The sequence below is a fragment of the Gemmatirosa kalamazoonensis genome (genome assembly GCF_000522985.1).
Lineage (GTDB): Bacteria > Gemmatimonadota > Gemmatimonadetes > Gemmatimonadales > Gemmatimonadaceae > Gemmatirosa > Gemmatirosa kalamazoonensis.
Genome location: NZ_CP007128.1, coordinates 3,087,218 through 3,103,074 on the forward strand (window position 1 = coordinate 3,087,218; position 15,857 = coordinate 3,103,074).

General features: G+C 71.6%; 9 protein-coding genes. 4 read left to right on the forward strand and 5 right to left on the reverse strand.

Going from position 1 to position 15,857, the window contains the following annotated elements; all coding sequences use genetic code 11:
- Positions 1-7 precede the first annotated feature (7 nt).
- Both J421_RS13265 and J421_RS13270 read left to right on the forward strand, forming a co-directional pair.
- Complete coding sequence (locus J421_RS13265) at positions 8-1,360, forward strand: SusD/RagB family nutrient-binding outer membrane lipoprotein (RefSeq protein ID WP_025411658.1); 1,353 nt, start codon at positions 8-10, stop codon at positions 1,358-1,360.
- Entirely contained in the window at positions 1,357-1,815 is a 459-nt protein-coding gene (locus J421_RS13270; RefSeq protein WP_025411659.1) for a hypothetical protein, read from the forward strand. Before J421_RS13265 ends, J421_RS13270 begins: the two co-directional genes overlap by 4 nt.
- Before the next feature lie 93 nt (positions 1,816-1,908).
- Here the strand turns inward: J421_RS13270 and metG are convergent, their stop codons facing one another.
- The 4 genes from metG to dnaE form a co-directional block, all read right to left on the reverse strand.
- Positions 1,909-3,453: a methionine--tRNA ligase gene (gene metG, locus J421_RS13275; RefSeq protein WP_025411660.1), complete on the reverse strand. Its 1,545-nt coding sequence runs from the start codon at positions 3,451-3,453 to the stop codon at positions 1,909-1,911.
- 20 nt (positions 3,454-3,473) lie between these two features.
- Positions 3,474-4,757: a PSP1 domain-containing protein gene (locus J421_RS13280; RefSeq protein ID WP_025411661.1), complete on the reverse strand. Its 1,284-nt coding sequence runs from the start codon at positions 4,755-4,757 to the stop codon at positions 3,474-3,476.
- On the reverse strand, positions 4,757-5,722 hold the full coding sequence (locus J421_RS13285) for an acetyl-CoA carboxylase carboxyltransferase subunit alpha (protein ID WP_025411662.1): 966 nt from the start codon (positions 5,720-5,722) through the stop codon (positions 4,757-4,759). The genes J421_RS13280 and J421_RS13285 overlap by 1 nt, the downstream gene beginning before the upstream one ends.
- A 99-nt stretch (positions 5,723-5,821) precedes the next feature.
- On the reverse strand, positions 5,822-9,304 hold the full coding sequence (dnaE, locus tag J421_RS13290) for a DNA polymerase III subunit alpha (RefSeq protein ID WP_025411663.1): 3,483 nt from the start codon (positions 9,302-9,304) through the stop codon (positions 5,822-5,824).
- Positions 9,305-9,435: 131 nt separating this feature from the next.
- On the opposite strand from dnaE, the gene J421_RS13295 reads away from it, so the two are divergent.
- Both J421_RS13295 and J421_RS13300 read left to right on the forward strand, forming a co-directional pair.
- Positions 9,436-11,658, forward strand: a complete 2,223-nt coding sequence (locus tag J421_RS13295; RefSeq protein WP_025411664.1) for an IPT/TIG domain-containing protein — start codon at positions 9,436-9,438, stop codon at positions 11,656-11,658.
- A gap of 3 nt (positions 11,659-11,661) precedes the next feature.
- A complete protein-coding gene (locus J421_RS13300; RefSeq protein WP_025411665.1) occupies positions 11,662-12,771 on the forward strand; it encodes an aminopeptidase in 1,110 nt (369 codons plus the stop codon).
- Between the two features lie 108 nt (positions 12,772-12,879).
- Here the strand turns inward: J421_RS13300 and J421_RS13305 are convergent, their stop codons facing one another.
- Positions 12,880-15,699 carry a M16 family metallopeptidase gene (locus J421_RS13305; protein ID WP_025411666.1) on the reverse strand — a complete coding sequence of 940 codons (2,820 nt, stop codon included), beginning with the start codon at positions 15,697-15,699 and terminating at the stop codon, positions 12,880-12,882.
- Positions 15,700-15,857: the final 158 nt, after the last annotated feature.

Sequence of the window (15,857 nt, forward strand, 5' to 3'; positions counted from 1 at the left end):
ACTCACCGTGCATCGATACAATCGCATCACGACCGCTGCCGCGCTCGTCGCGGCGGCGGCCCTCGCCGGCTGCGGCGACGACTTCCTCACCGGGGGGGAGCTGAGCACCGACCCGAACAGACCATCGGCGACCACGACGAAGCAGACCTTCGTCGGCGTGCAGTCGAACCTGTGGGCGATCCTCGGCAGCGACCCGTCGCGTCTGGCGTGCATCATCGTCGAGGGGTGCGCCGGCACCAACGCGCAGTATCAGGCGCTGAGCGAGAGCTTCTCGATCGACGAGAACACGACGAACGGGTTCTACACGACGATCTATGCCGGTGGTGGGCTGATCGACGTGCGCCGCGAGCAGCAGCTCGCGCGCGCCGCCGCGGACACGCTCTTCCTCGGCATCGCGCAGGTGCAGGAGGGGCTGCTCATGGGCACCGCCGCCGACATCTTCGGCGACGTGGTGTACTCGGCCGCGTACTCGGGCCCGAACCCGAAGCTCGACCCGCAGCTCACGGTGTACGATTCCGTGCAGGCGGTGCTCTCGCGCGCGATCGTGAACCTGCAGGCGAAGAGCGTGACGAACGTGGGGCCCGGCAGCGCCGACCTCGCGTACGGCGGCGACCGCGCGGCATGGACGGCGCTGGCGCACACGCTGAAGGCGCGGTTCTACCTCCACACTGCGGAAGTGCGTCCGGCGGCCTACGCGCAGGCGCTGTCCGAGGCGCGGCAGGGAATCCAGGGGCCGGCCGGCAACTTCATGGCGACGTTCTCGGGTAACGCGGGCGAGGAGAACTTCCTGTTCCAGTTCGTGGCCGTGAACCGGCCGGGCTATCTCGCGCCGGGGCCGTTCATCGTGAACCTGCTCGAGCAGCGCAACGATCCGCGCCTCGAGCGCTACTTCCAGCCGGACGCGTCCGACTTCGCCGACGCGTACGCGTACGATCCGACGACGTCGATGCCGCTCGTGACGGCGCAGGAGAACCTGCTCATCGCGGCGGAGGCGGCGTTCCGCACGGGCGACGCGGCGTCGGCGCTCACGTTCCTCAACGGGGAGCAGCGGGTCGAGGGCGTGCCGACCACGCCGGCCAGCACGACGGGGAACGCGCTGCTGCAGGCGATCCTGACCGAGAAGTACATCGCGCTCTACGGCACGCTCGAGCCGTGGAACGACTACAAGCGCACGTGCTTCCCGAACATCGCGCCGCCCGAGTCGGCCCGCGGGAAGAAGTTCCCGGCGCGCCTGCTCTACGACGCGAACGAGCGGCAGACGAACACGAACATCCCGCCGGCGCAGAGCCAGCCGGCGCGCAACGCGAACGATCCGGCGAACGCGACGGATCCGTTCGGCAACAAGTGCCTCGGGCAGTGATCCGAGGTAGGCGCGTCGCGGCGTCGCTGTTAGGCGCCGCGGCGCTCGCCGGCTGCTACGCGCAGGTGCCGGCCCCGCTCGACGGCGCGGGGCCGGCTCCGTCGGGGGACGTGCACGTCGTGCTGTCGCCGCAGGGCACCTCGTCGCTCGTCACCAGCCTCGGCCCGCGCGCCACGGCGCTCGAGGGGCGCGTGGTGAATCGCGCCGACTCGTCGATCACCATGATCGTGCGGAGCGTCGCCCGCTCCACGGGCACGCAGGAGGACTGGCCGGGCGACCAGCTCACCCTTCCGCTGTCCGCGGTGCAGACGATGCGCGTCCGCAAGCTGTCGGTCGGGCGTACGGTCGCGTTCAGCGGCATCGCAGCGGTCGCGGCGTTCCTCATCGGCAACAGCCTGCGCGGCCAGAGCGGCTCGGGCGGCGTCCGCGGCGGGGAGCCCCAGCAGGGCAAGTGAGAGGGCAGGAGGGCGAGAGGGCAGGAGGGCAGGAGAGTCAGCGGCCCTCCTGCCCTCCTGCCCTCCTGCCCTCTCGCCCTCCTGCCCTCCCCGTTAGGCCGGGCGCGGGAACAGCGGGGCGCCCTTCGTCACGCGCCACGCCGTGGGGTCGAGCGACGCCAGCTCGTCGAAGCGGACGTCGGCGGCGCGGGCGCGGCCGGCGGCGGGCGCACCGAGCTGCGTCCACAGCTCCTCCGCCTTCGCGGGCATGAACGGCGCGACGCACACCGTCTGACGCGCGAGCTGCCGGACGAGCGACGCCATCACGCTCGCCAGCTCGGCGCGCCGCGCCGGGTCCTTCGCCAGCGCCCACGGCGCCGCGCTCTGCACGAACTCGTTCGCGCGCGCGACCGTGCGCCACACCGCGGCGAGCGCCTCGTGCGGCAGGTAGCCGCGCGTGCCGTCCATCGCGGCGTGGAAGTCGGCGAGATCGGCGAAGTCGGCGTCGTCGACCACGGTGCGCGCGGCGGCCGGCACCTCGCCGTCGAAGTACTTCTCGACCATCGAGATCACGCGGCTCGCCAGGTTGCCGAACGCGTTCGCGAGATCGCTCGTGTAGCGATCGTCGAACCGCTCCCACGAGAAGTTGCCGTCGCCGTCGAACGGCACCTCGCGCAGCAGGAAGTAGCGGAGCGCGTCCACGCCGTAGCGGTCCATCGCCTCGCCGAGGTCGAGCCGCACGCCGGAGCTCTTGCTGAACCGCTCGCCGCCCAACAGCACGAAGCCGTGCGCCCACACCTGCTGCGGAACCGGCAGCCCGGCGGCCTGCAGCATCGCGGGCCACACGATGGTGTGCAGCCGCGTGATGTCCTTGCCGACGACGTGCAGCTGCGCCGGCCAGCGCGACTCGAAGCCCGCGTCGGGGAAGCCCGTCGCCGTGAGATAGTTAGGCAGCGCGTCGAACCACACCCACGTGCCCTGCGTCTCGCCGCCCGACGACACGAGCGGGAAGGGGATCGCCCACGCGAGCCGCGAGCGCGTGATGGAGAGATCCTCGAGCCCGAGGTCGAGCAGCGCAAGCATCTCGTTCCGGCGGCTCTCGGGGCGCAGGAACGTGGGGTTCTCGGTGAGCAGCGCGCGCAGGAAGTCCGCGTACTTCGTCAGGCGGAAGAACCAGTTGCGCTCCTGCGTCCACTGCAGCTCGCGCGTCGGGTGCAGCACGCAGTGGCCGTTCTCGATCTCGTTGTCGCGCTTGAACAGCTCGCACCCGACGCAGTACCACCCCTCGTACGTCTGCTCGTAGAAGTCGTCCGGGTTGCGCGCGTGGATGCGCTCGATGAGCGCCTTCACGCCGCGCTTGTGCGCCGCGTCCGTCGTGCGGATGAACTGGTCGTACGAGATCTCGAGCCGGCCCCACATCCGCTGGAACGCGTCGGCGATCTCGTCGACGAACGCCTGCGGCGGCACGCCGCGCGCCTCGGCAGTCTGTGCGACCTTCTGCCCGTGCTCGTCGAGCCCCGTGAGGAAGTGCACCTGGCGGCCGGCCTGCCGCATGTAGCGCGCGATCGCGTCGGCGCCGAGCTTCTCGTACGCGTGTCCGTGGTGCGGCTCGCCGTTCGCGTAGTCGATGGCGGTCGTGATGTAGAACGGCGTGCTCACTCGGTCCCCTCGCTCGATCGTTAGGCGGTCGCCGGCGGCTCGCCGGGCGTGCCGTCCGCCGGTGTGCCGTTGCCCGGTGTGCCGTTGCCCGGCGCGCCGCCCGCGCCGCCACCGCCGCGCCCGCGCCGTCCGCCGCGCCGTCCACGCCGCCGCCGTGGACGCGTGGGCGCGGTGCCCTCGGCCGTCGTGCCGTCGGTCGGCTCCGCGCTTTCGCCGCCCTCGCTGCCGTCGGCCGCCGGCTCGGCGTCGCCCGTCTCGTCGTCCACGTCGTCCTCGACGTCGACGTCGATCTCCGCGACGGGCGATGCCTCGACGGGAAGGACGGTCGGCGCGGCGAGGTCGACGAGCGGGGCTGCCTCGGGTGCGCGACGACGTTCGCCGCGCCGGCGCTCGGGGGCCGCGCTGTCGCTCGGCCGCTCCGGCGTCGCTTCGGTGGCGGGCGACTCGCGCTCCGACAGCGACGCGAGCTCCTGACGCAGGTCGGCGAGCGGCACGACGCGCATCTCGCCGTCGAGCGCGCGCAGCGTCACGCGGTCGCGGAAGATGTCGTTCGCGACGACCTTCTCCTCGCCCTTCGCCGTGACGAGCACCTTCCCCTCCTTCGGGAAGCGCTTGCGCGCCTGCACGTAGAACTCGTGCTCGTAGCGCAGGGAGCACATGAGCCGACCGCACGCGCCGGAGATCTGCGTCGGGTTCAGCGACAGGTGCTGGTCCTTCGCCACGCTCAGGTTCACCGGCCGCAGCTCCGGAAGCCACGCCGCCGAGCAGTACTCGCGGCCGCACCGGCCCACGCCGCTCAACCGCTTCGCCTCGTCGCGCACGCCGATCTGCTTCAGCTCGATGCGCGTGCGGAACAACGCCGCGAGGTCGCGCACGAGGTTGCGGAAGTCGACGCGCTTCTCGGCGGTGAAGTACAGCGTGAGCTTGCGGCGGTCCCACTGCCATTCGGCGTCGGAGACCTTCATCACGAGGCCGTGCGCCTTCACGCGCTCGATCGACTTGCGGCGCGCGCTCTCGTTCTGCTCGGAGAGGTCGGCGCCGCGCCGCACCTCGTCCGCGGTCGCGACCCGCAGCGCGCGCTTGGCCGGCTGCGCCGCGCTGCCGCCGCCGAGCAGCGCCGCACCGTGCGCGACGCCCGCGAACCGGTGCGCCGCCGCCTCCTCCACCGCGTGCACGTGGCCGAGGTCCTCGCCACGGTCACCCTCGACGATGACGGGCACCTTCAGGTGCGGCGGATCGTCGCCGTCCCAGAGGTAGAACTCCTTGCGGTTGCCCTTGAACGCGACCTCGATGAGATGCGACATCAGCCCGTGAACTGCCCCATCTTCAGGTACTTCTCGCGGCGGCGCCTAACGAGCTTGTCCGGCTTCACGCGCCGCAGCTCGTCGACGTGCTTGCACAGCGCGTCCTTCAGCGCCTTCGCCGTCGTCTCGTGGTCAGCGTGCGCGCCGCCCGGCGGCTCGGGAACGATCTCGTCGATCACGCGCAGCTCGTAGAGATCCGGCGCCGTGATGCGGAGCGCCGACGCGGCCTTCTCGCGCATCTCGGGGCTCTTGCCGTCCTTCCACAGGATGGCCGCGCACCCCTCGACGGTGATCACCGAGTAGACCGAGTTCTCGAGCATGAGCACGCGGTCGGCGACGCCGAGGGCGAGCGCGCCGCCGGAGCCGCCCTCGCCGATCACCGTCGCGATGATGGGCACCTGCAGCCGCGCCATCTCGATGAGGTTGCGCGCGATCGCCTCGCTCTGCCCACGCTCCTCGGCGCCGAGCCCGGCCCACGCGCCGGGCGTGTCGATGAACGTGAGGACGGGGACCTGGAACTTCTCCGCGAGCTTCATGAGCCGCAGCGCCTTGCGGTAGCCCTCGGGGTGGGGCATGCCGAAGTTGCGCCGCAGGTTCTCCTTCGTGTCGCGGCCGCGCTGCTGGCCGATGACCATCACCGTCTCGCCGTCGAGCCGCGCGAAGCCGCCGACGATCGCCGCGTCGTCGCGGAACGCGCGGTCGCCGTGCAGCTCGATCCAGTCGGTGAAGCAGAGCCGTACGTAGTCGAGCGTGAACGGTCGCCGCGCCGAGCGCGCGACCTGCACGCGCTGCAGCGGGGTGAGGTTGCGATAGATCTCGAGCCGCAGCTCGCCGAGCTTGCGCTCGAGCGGGGCGATCTCCTCGTGCACGTCGACGGACTGCTCCGCGGCGAGCCGTTTCAGCTCGTCGATCCGTCGCTCGAGATCCGCGATGGGCTTCTCGAAATCGAGCGCCGCAGTTGCCATTCTATTGGGGTTCCTCCACGCTCCACGCTGCACGCTCCACGCTCACGCTGCCGGACGACATGGCGAGCGTGGAGCGTGGAGCGCGGAGCGTGGAGAGGTTCATGCCCTGACCAGGCGTACACGCTCGTCGCCGAGCAGCGCACGCAGCTCGGCCAGCACGGCGTTCGACGGGGCGACGCTGAGGGAGCGCGAGCGGAAGCGGGCGCTGGCGCGCGAATCGCGCCAGCGAAGCTCGAGCGGGGCGGAGCCCGGGTACGCGTCGCACGTCGCGCGGACGTCGCGCATCACGCCGGGCGCGAGGCCGGCGCCGGGAGCGAGCTCGATGGCGATCGCCACCTGCCCGCCGACACGCTTCTCGGCGAGCCGGGTCACCTTCTCGACGATGAATGTGGGACTCTCCGCTCCCTGATCGCGCTTGGAGTATCCGCCTTCCACGAGCACGGGCACGTCGGTCTTCACGGCATCGCTGAGCGCCGACCAGGCCTCGGGGAAGACCAGCACCTCGGAAGATCCCGAGAAATCTTCCAGTGTCAACCGGGCGAACTCGGCTCCGCTGCGCTTGGAGATCTGCTTCTTCACCGCCGTCACCACGCACGCGAGCGTGATCGGCTCCGGCGTCCAGGCACCGAGCTCCGCGACCTTGTGCGTCGCGAAGATCTCCGCCTCCGCGCGGAACGGCTCCAGCGGATGGCCGGAGACGTAGAAGCCGAGGATCTCCTTCTCGCGCGTGAGGCGATCGCTCTCGCTCCACGCGGGCAGGTTCGGGAGCGTGAGCTTGTGCGCCGAGCTGCCGGCGTCGTCGGCCGCGGCCGCCTCGCCGAACAGCGACAGCACGCCGCGCTGCTCCTCGTCCTGCTTCAGCGAGGCGGCGGAGATGGCGGTGTCGAGCGCCGCGAGGTACTGCGCGCGGTGCCCGCCGAGACCGTCCAGCGCGCCCGCGCAGACGAGCGCCTCGAACACGCGCTTGTTGCACGCGCGCAGGTCCACGCGCTCGACGAAGTCGAAGAAGCTCGTGTACGCGCCGCCCTCGGCGCGGCTCGCGAGCACCGACTGCACCGCGCCCTCGCCGACGTTGCGCACGGCGCCGAGGCCGAAGCGGATCCGGTTCTCGCCGACGACCGTGAACTTGTAGCCCGACTCGTTCACGTCCGGCGGCAGCACCTCGATCCCCATCTCGCGCGCCTCGGCGATGTACTTCACGACGTCCTCCGTTTTGCCGATGCAGCTCGACAGGAGAGCGGCCATGAAGTCCGCGGGATAGTTCGCCTTCAGCCACGCCGTGTGGTACGAGACGACCGAGTACGCGACCGAGTGCGACTTGTTGAAGCCGTAGCGGCCGAACGTCTCGATCTGCCCGGCGATGTCCTCGATCACGACGCGGTCGTGCCCCTTCGCGACCGCCTTCTCGATGAACTTGCCGAGCTCCTGCCGGATGAGCTCCGCGTCCTTCTTGCCGACGGCCTTGCGCAGCACGTCCGCTTCGGCGAGCGAGATGCCCGCGAGCGTCTGCGCGATGCGCATCACCTGCTCCTGATAGGTGATGACGCCCTGCGTCTCGCGCAGGATCGGCTCCATCTCGGGGAGCTGGTACGTGACCGGCTCCTCGCCGCGCTTCCGCTTGATGTAGACCTTGTGCATCCCGGTATCGAGCGGGCCGGGACGCAGCAGCGCGTTCGACGCCACGAGGTCGTCGAAGCGGTCGCAGCGCATCTGCCGCAGCACGTCGGTGGCGAGCGGCGACTCGAACTGGAAGACGCCCGCCGTGCGGCCGGAGCGGAGCATCTGGTACGTCTTCGGGTCGTCGAACTCCATCGCGTCGAGATCCAGCCACTGGCCGGTGCGCGCCTCGATGGACTTCAACGCGTCGTGGATGACCGTGAGCGTGGTCAGCCCGAGGAAGTCCATCTTCAACATGCCCGCCTTCTCGAGGCAGTTCATGTCGTACTGCGCGACCGTGATCTTCTCGTCGCCGTCGCCGCCGGCGCCCTTGGACGACTGCGTGCACACCGGCACGAAGTCGCTCACCGGGCCCGGCGCGATGACGACGCCGGCCGCGTGCACGCCCGTGTGGCGGGAGAGTCCCTCGAGCGCCTTCGCGTAGTCGAGCAGCTCGGTGTAGCGCGGCTCGGTCTTGTACAGCCGCGCGACGTCGGGCACCTGCTCGATCGCTTCGGCGATCGTGAGCGAGAAGTTCGGCTGGTTCGGGATGAGCTTCGCGAGCTGGTCCGTCTCAGCAGGAGTGAAGCCGAGCACGCGGCCCACGTCCTTGATGGCGGCGCGCGACTTCATTGTCCCGAAGGTGACGATCTGACAGACCGACTCCTTGCCGTACTTCTGCCGCACGTAGTCGATCACCTCGCCGCGCCGCTCGAAGCAGAAGTCGACGTCCACGTCGGGCATCGACACGCGCTCCGGGTTCAGGAAGCGCTCGAACAGGAGATCGAACTTCAGCGGGCAGACGTTCGTGATGCCGAGCGCGTACGCGACCAGCGAGCCGGCGGCCGAGCCGCGCCCCGGGCCGACGGGGATGCCGCGGTCGCGCGCCGCCTTGATGAAGTCGGCGACGATGAGGAAGTAGCCCGAGTAGCCGGTCTGCAGGATGACGCCGAGCTCGTAGTCGAGGCGCTCCTGCACCTCCTTCGGCAGCGGGTCGCCGTAGCGCGCGACCGCGCCGTCGCGGGCGAGCTTCACGAGGAGGTCGTTCTCCGTCGCCACGCCCTGCGGCAGCGGGAACGACGGCACGTGGTACTTCTTGCCGAACTGGACGTCGACCTCGTCGGCGATCCGGAGGGTGTTCTCCAGCACGTCCGCGCGCGCCGGGAACCGTTCGGCGATCTCCGCGTGGGTCTTGAAGTAGAGCCCGCGGTCGTAGTGCATCCGCTTGGCGTCCTCGCGGTCGGCGCCAAGGCCGATGCAGAGGAGGACGTCGTGCGCGTCGTGGTCCTCGCGCTTCAGGAAGTGCGCGTCGTTCGTGGCGATGACGGGCAGCCCGAGCTCGTTGCCGAGCCGGAAGATCCGCTCGTTCAGCTGCGCCTGCCCCTCGGAGTCGTGGGCCTGGACCTCGAGGTAGTAGCGGTCCTTGAAGACGTTCGCGTACCACTCGGCCGCCTCCCGGGCGGCGTCCCAGCGGTCGTCCATGAGGTGGCCCGCCACCTCGCCGGCGAGGCACGCCGAGGAGACGATGAGCCCCTCGCTGTGCGCGGCCAGCAACTCGCGGTCGACCCGTGGCTTGACGTAGAATCCCTCGGTGAAGGCGAGCGAGGACAGCTTCACGAGGTTCTTGTAACCGACCGCATCGCGCGCGAGTAGCACGAGATGGAAGTACGGCTTGGCGCCCGGCGCCGGCCGGCTCCGGTCGAGACGGGAGCCGGGGGCGACGTAGGCCTCCATGCCGAGGATCGGCTTGATCTTCGCTTTCTTCGCCTTCTCCTGGAACTCCCACGCGGCGTGCAGGTTACCGTGATCGGTAACGGCCAGCGCGGGCTGCTCCAACTCGAGGGCTCGCCGGATGAGGTCGTCGATCCGGTTGGCGCCGTCGAGGAGCGAGTACTCGGAGTGGCAGTGCAGGTGTACGAAAGACATCGGACTGTAGAATAGCGCCGACGTCGGCGCTGTCAAAGCGCCGCGGAGGGCGCCTAGTGACCGTAAATAACGGTCTGGCAACACTTTGGAGGACTCTCACCGCCCCCGGGCTCGCCGCCCTGTGCACCATCGTGCTCGGGCTGGCGCTCGCGTGCGGCGGCACCGATCCGACCGCGCCGCTCCCTCTGTACACCGTCCTGCCGATCGGGGGTGTACAGCTCGCGGCCCCGGCGGGGAGCGAGCTCCGACAGCCCATTCAGGTCGAGGTGCGGGAGCCGGACGGCGCGCCGGCGAAGGGGGTCGCCGTGCGCTTCCGGATCGTCTCCGGACGCGGCGCGGTGCTCACCGACACGCTCGTCGCGACGAACGCCGACGGCGTCGGCCTCACGCGGCTGCGACTCGGCGGGACGCGCGACTCGGTGGTCATCGCGGGGAGCGTGCGCGGGCAGGAGGATCGCGGGGTCGAGTTCCGCGTGCTCCCCACCGCCCCCGCCGAGCTGATCGCGGTGCAGCCGGCGACGTACGCCTCAGGGGATACCATCGTCCTGCGCGGCGCCCGACTCGCCGACGGCGGCTCCGACGTGCTGTTCGGATCGGCCCGCGGGCGGGTGGTCGGCGCGCCGTCCGACACGCTCGTGCAGGCCGTCGTCCCGCCGTGCCTGCCGTCGGGCGCCGTCTCGGTGGCGGTGCGCACCGGCTCCGCGACGACGAACAGCGTGCCGACGGTCTCCCTCTCCGCCGACGCGCCGCTCCGGCTGGCGACGGGCGAGGGGATCACGAGCCGCGGCACCGAGGCCGGGTGTCTCCGACTCCAGACTCCGGGGCAGCGCTACCTCCTCGTGCCGCAGTACGCCTCGTACGCGGACAGCGTTCCGGCCGAGCGCCAGTACGCGCTGGCGATCGACGGCGCGACGACGGCGACCATGGTGGACGACTCGGCGCGCCGGGCCAGCGTGCAGCCGGCCGCGGGTCGGCTCGACGTGCGCGGCGCGTTCGAGCAGATGCTGCGCGCCACGGAGCGCGACATCGCGCGTGACGTCGCGCGAGACGCCGCCCCCGCCGAGCCGACCGATCTCGAGGGCGCGCGGGCGGAGGTGCGGTCGCCCAACACCGCGGCGCTGACCGACCTGCCCCCACCGCCCTCGCTCGGGAGCACGCGCACCTTCCGGGTGCTGTCGCGGCTCGACGGCACCGCGTTCACCTCGACCACCGCGCGGCTGCGCTACGCGGGGACGAACATCCTGCTGTACGAGGACGTCGGCGCGCCCGCGCCGCTCGCCGACACGACAGTGACGCAGCTCGGCGACCTGTTCGACCGCACGCTCTACGAGATCGATGCGACGACGTTCGGCACCGAGTCGGACATCGATGGCAACGGTCGGGTCATCGTGCTCATGACGCCGCTCGTGAACGCGCTCACGTCGGCCGCGCAGTGCACGTCGCAGGGATACGTGCCGGGCTACTTCTTCGGCGTCGACCTCGACACGCGCAACAAGAACTCGAACCGCGGCGAGATCTACTACTCGTTCGTGCCCGACCCGGGCGGTGAGCGCAGCTGCCCGCACCGGCTGGGCGACGTCATGGCGCTGCTCCCGGCGACGTTCCTGCACGAGTTCCAGCACATGATCTCGTTCAACCAGCACGTGCTGGTGCGCCGCGGCAGCGTGGAGGCGGTGTGGCTGAACGAGGGGCTGAGTCACGTCGCCGAGGAGCTGGGCGCCCGGTACTACGACGTGCGGTACCCGGCGCCCTCGGGACGCACGCAGACGTCGGCGCTGCTTCCCGACTCGGCGGTGCCGTTCCTGCGCGGGAATCTGGAGAACGCGACGCTGTATCTGTCGTCGCCGACGTCGCACTCGGTCACCGCGTTCCGCGACTTCGGCACGCTGGAGGAGCGCGGCGCAGCGTGGCTGTTCCTGAAGTGGTTGGGCGCGCAGAAGGGCGACGGCGTGTACGCGCGGCTGGTGCAGACGGGGCTGCGCAGCGGCCAGAACGTGGAGTCGGCGGCCGGCGAGCCGTTCGCGTCGCTGTTCGGCGACTTCGCGCTCGCGCTCTACGCGGACTCGGTCCCGGGACTGCCGCGGGCCGCGGTGTCGCCCCGGTACCGCACGGGCACCCGGCCGCTGCGCGAGCTGCTTGCGCGCGGCTTCGGCCTCTCGGGCTACCCGCTCGCGCTGCGCGGTCAGCCGCTCACCGGCAGCCTCGCGTTCGTGAACATGGTGCAGGGGACGGCGACGTACTTCCTGCTGACGGTGCCGGCGGGCGGCGTGACGGTGCGGCTGACGGGGCCGAACGGCGGCGCCCTGTCGCCGACGCTCTCGCCGCAGCTCGGCGTGCTGCGCATCTCGCCGTAGCCCGTGGCCGGTTCTCCGCGCGCCGCGGCGCGCGCGCGCGGCCGCGCCATCGCGCGTCGCGTCGCGTTAGGCCTGTTAGGCACGCTGGCCGTGGCGGTCGCCGGCCTGGCGTCGTTCCCGACGGGGCGCTACCTGCTGCGCGCCGCGTGGGAGGAGGGGCGCATCCTCGCGCGCCGCCGCCCGATCGCCGCGATCGTCGCCGACTCCACCGTGCCCGCGGCGACGCGCGCGAAGCTCCGGCTCGTGCTCGACGCCCGCCGCTTCGCCGCCGACTCGATCGGGCTCCGCGCCGGCGAGAGCTTCACGCTGTACAGCGACATCGGGCGCGACACGCTGGTGCTCGTACTCTCCGGCGCGCGCCGCGACACGCTCGCACCGTACACGTGGTGGTTCCCGATCGTCGGACGCGTCCCGTACAAGGGGTTCTTCGCGTTCGACGCGGCGCGCCACGCGAAGGCCGACCTGCTGGACGCGGGACTCGACGCGTACCTGCGTCCGTCGCCGGCGTTCAGCACGCTCGGCTGGTTCAACGATCCGCTGCTGAACACGACGCTGCGCGAGGACGCAGTGGACCTCGCGAACACGGTGGTGCACGAGCTCACGCACAACACGTTCTATGCGAGCGGTCAGGCGGCGTTCAACGAGTCGTTCGCGAGCTTCGTGGGCGCACGCGGGTCGGCGTGGCTGTTCCGCGCACGCGGCGACTCGACGGCCGCGGCGGAAGCGGACCGGCGCTGGGGACAGGAGAAGCGCCTCGCCGCGTTCTGGACGGCGTTAGGCCGCTCGCTCGACTCCGCGTACGCCGCGCACCCGGCCGACAGCACGGCACGCGTCGCGGCGCGCGACTCGGTCTACCGGGCCGCACGCGCGGAGCTGGCCACGCGCATCGCCCCGGAGGTCGGCGCGCCGCCGACGTGGGCGGCGCGCGTGCAGCTCGACAACGCGTCGCTGCTCGCGCGGCTCACCTACGGGCGAGACCTGCCGGTGTTCGACGCGGTGTGGGAGCGCGAGGGACGGGACGTGCGGCGGACGGTGCGGCGGGTGATCGAGCTGGCGCGGGGGAAGCGGGATCCGTTCGCGGCGCTGCGCGCCGCGCTGATGAATCGGCGCTGATACGGCGGCTCTGGATAGTGCGGCGCTGGAACGGCGGCGCTGGTAACGCGTGGCGTCAGCGCCGCCGTATCAGAGCCGCCTCCCCGGCGCCGAGGTATCAGCGCCGCCTCACGGCTTCTCCGGCATCAGCGTGAAATGCGCGTAGTTCGCCGCGTTCAGGTACTTCCGCGCCGCCTCCTGCACGAGCGCCGGCGTGAGCCGCGCGAGCTGCTCGCGCCCGTCGACGATCGTGCGCGGATCCTCGCCCGACTGCACCGCCTCGGCGAGCGATCCGAGCCACCAGCGGTTCTGCTTCTCCGCCGTCTCCAGCTCGCGCAGGCCGGTCTCGCGCACCTTCTGGATCTCGTCCGCCGTCGGACCCTTCGTGCGCATCGAGTCGAGCTCCTGCAGCACCGCCGTCGTCAGCTCGTCGGCGCGGTCGGGCGCCGAGGTGAAGCCGATCGCGAGCTGGTACGACGGCCACGGCACGCGCTGCGCCGACGCGCTGACGCCGACGCCGTAGGTGCCGCTCAGCGCCTCGCGGATCCGCTCGCGCAGCCGGATCTCGAGCACCTCGCCTAACGCGCCGAGGGCGACGTGCTCGGCGCGGCTGTACTGCATCGGGCCGGTGAACACGAGCTGCGTCGACGCGCGCGGCTCGAGCCCCTTGCGCACCGTGCGCTCGACGACGCCCGTCGGCGGACGCATGCCGTCGTCGCGCGCCGAGTCGGGACGCGAGGGGGCAGGGAGCGACGCGACGTACTGCTCGACGAGCGGGCGCACCGAGTCGGGCTGGAACGCGCCGACGAGCACGTACGTGAAGCCGCCCGCGCCGGCGAAGCGGTCGCGGTAGACGCGCATCGCGCGCGGCAGATCGATCTCGCGCACGAGGGCCGGCGTGAGCGGACGCGCGTGCGGGTGGTGCTGCGCCATCGTCACCATCACCGTGTCCTGGAAGACCGCCTGCGGGCTGTTGCCGCGCGTCGCCAGGAACGCGTCGAGCCGGGCGCGCACCGCGGCGTACGCGGTGGAGTCCGCGCGCGGCGCGGTGAGCGTGAGATACGCGAGCTCGAACATCGTGCGCAGGTCCTTCGGCGAGCTCGATCCGACGAGCCCCTGCCACCGCGATCCGATGAACGGCGACACCGTGGCCGCGGTTCCCGCGAGTCGCTTCTGCAGCGCGATGCGGTCGAACGCGCCGAGGCCGCCCTGCGGGACGATCTGCGCGGCGAGCGACGCGGCGACGTAGTCCGTGTCCCCCACCGCGCTCACGCCGCCAGGCCCGAACGCCTGGAACAGCACCTCGTCCGCCTTGAAGTCGGTCGGCTTCAGCAGCACGCGCGCGCCGTTCGACAGCGTCCACTCGGTGACGCCGAGCTCCGGGATCGTGCGCGCGGCCGTGATGCGCCCCGCGGTCGGCATCGTCGGCACGAGCGGCACGTCGCTGGCCGAATCGGCGTACGCGGCGAGCGTCGCGCCCGAGACCTGATCGAACACCGCGAGCAGCTGCTCGCGCGTCGGCATGGCGCCCCGCGCGCTCTCGGGACCCTGCACGGTGATCACGCGGCTCGCCCCGTCGAGACGCGCGGCGAGGCTCGCGTTCACGTCGGCGAGCGTCACGGCGGGCACCACGCGCTGCGCCTCCGCCCACTCCCACGCGGGCGACGGCAGCGGGTCGCCGGTGAGCGCGTAGTCCACGAGCCGCGAGACGAGCGCGTCGCTCGACGTCTTGTCGCGCTCCGCGTACTGCTGCTCGAACGCGCGCAGCAGGTTGCGACGCGCGCGATCCAGCTCCGACGCCGTGAAGCCCGTGCGCCGCACGCGCTCCACCTCGGTGAGCACCGCCGCGAGGCCGCGCAGCACGCCGTCGTCCCGCACGCGCGCCGACGCCGAGAACAGCTCCGCGCTGCGCACCCACTGGCCGCCCCCGACGCCGGCGCCGAGGTACGGCGGGTCGGCGCGCTGTGCGATCTCGGAGAGCCGCTCGTTCAGCATGATGTCGGCGAGCGCCTCGACGATCTCGCGCCGCGCGGCGCGCACCGTGCCTAACGGGCGCGCCGGCTGCTTGTACAGCACCGACACGAGTGTGCTCGTCGCCTCGCGATCCGTCACCACCGACACGAGCGGCGCGGCGTGCGCCGGGACGTCGAACGTCGGGCGCGCGCGCGGCGCACGCGGCGCGGGAATGCTGGAGAACTCGCGCGCCACGAGGTCGCGCAGTCGCCGCGGATCCGCGTCGCCGACCGCGATGACGGTCATGAGATCCGGCCGGTACCACGTGTCGTAGAATCGGCGCAGTCGCGGCGCGTCGGCGCGCACGATCGTCGCCGTGTCGCCGATCGGCAGACGCACGGCGTAGCGTGAGCCCTGCAGCACGATCGGCCGCTGCTGGTTCGCGATGCGCGACCCCGCGCCCTGTCCCTGCCGCCACTCCTCGAGCACCACGCCGCGCTCGCGCACGACCTCCGCGGAGTCGAACGTGAGACCATGCGCCCAGTCGGCGAGGATCTGCACCGCCGTCTCGAGCACCTTCGCGCTGTCGCTCGGCACGTCGAGCTGGTAGACCGTCTCGTCGAAGCTCGTGCCGGCGTTCAGGTCGGGACCGAACCGCACGCCGGAGCGCTCGAGGAAGTCGACGATCCCCTGCTTCGCGAAGCGGCGCGTGCCGTTGAACGCCATGTGCTCCACGAAGTGCGCGAGGCCGCGCTGATCCTCGTCCTCCAGCACCGAGCCGGCGTTCACGGCGAGCCGCAGCGCCACGCGCTTCTCCGGGCGCCCGTTGCGGCGCAGCAGGTAGCGCACGCCGTTCGGCAGCCGCCCGCTCAGCACCGCGGTGTCGAGCGGCACCGGCGCGTCCGGCGACGACGGCGCGCGATCCTTCGTGACGGGCTGCGCGCCGGTCGCGGAGGCAATGAGCAGCAGGGCAGCGACGAGACGAAGGCGGAACATCGGACGGACTGATTGGAGTCGGGGCGCGAGATCGTAGGCGAGTACCATTGGGGATCCGACGGCGATCGAAAAGGACATTGTGATAGGCTCGGAGCTCATCGCAGGATCGTTCCAATCGCCGTTGGATCCCCAGAACGTCCTCGCCTCGCGTCTGACCG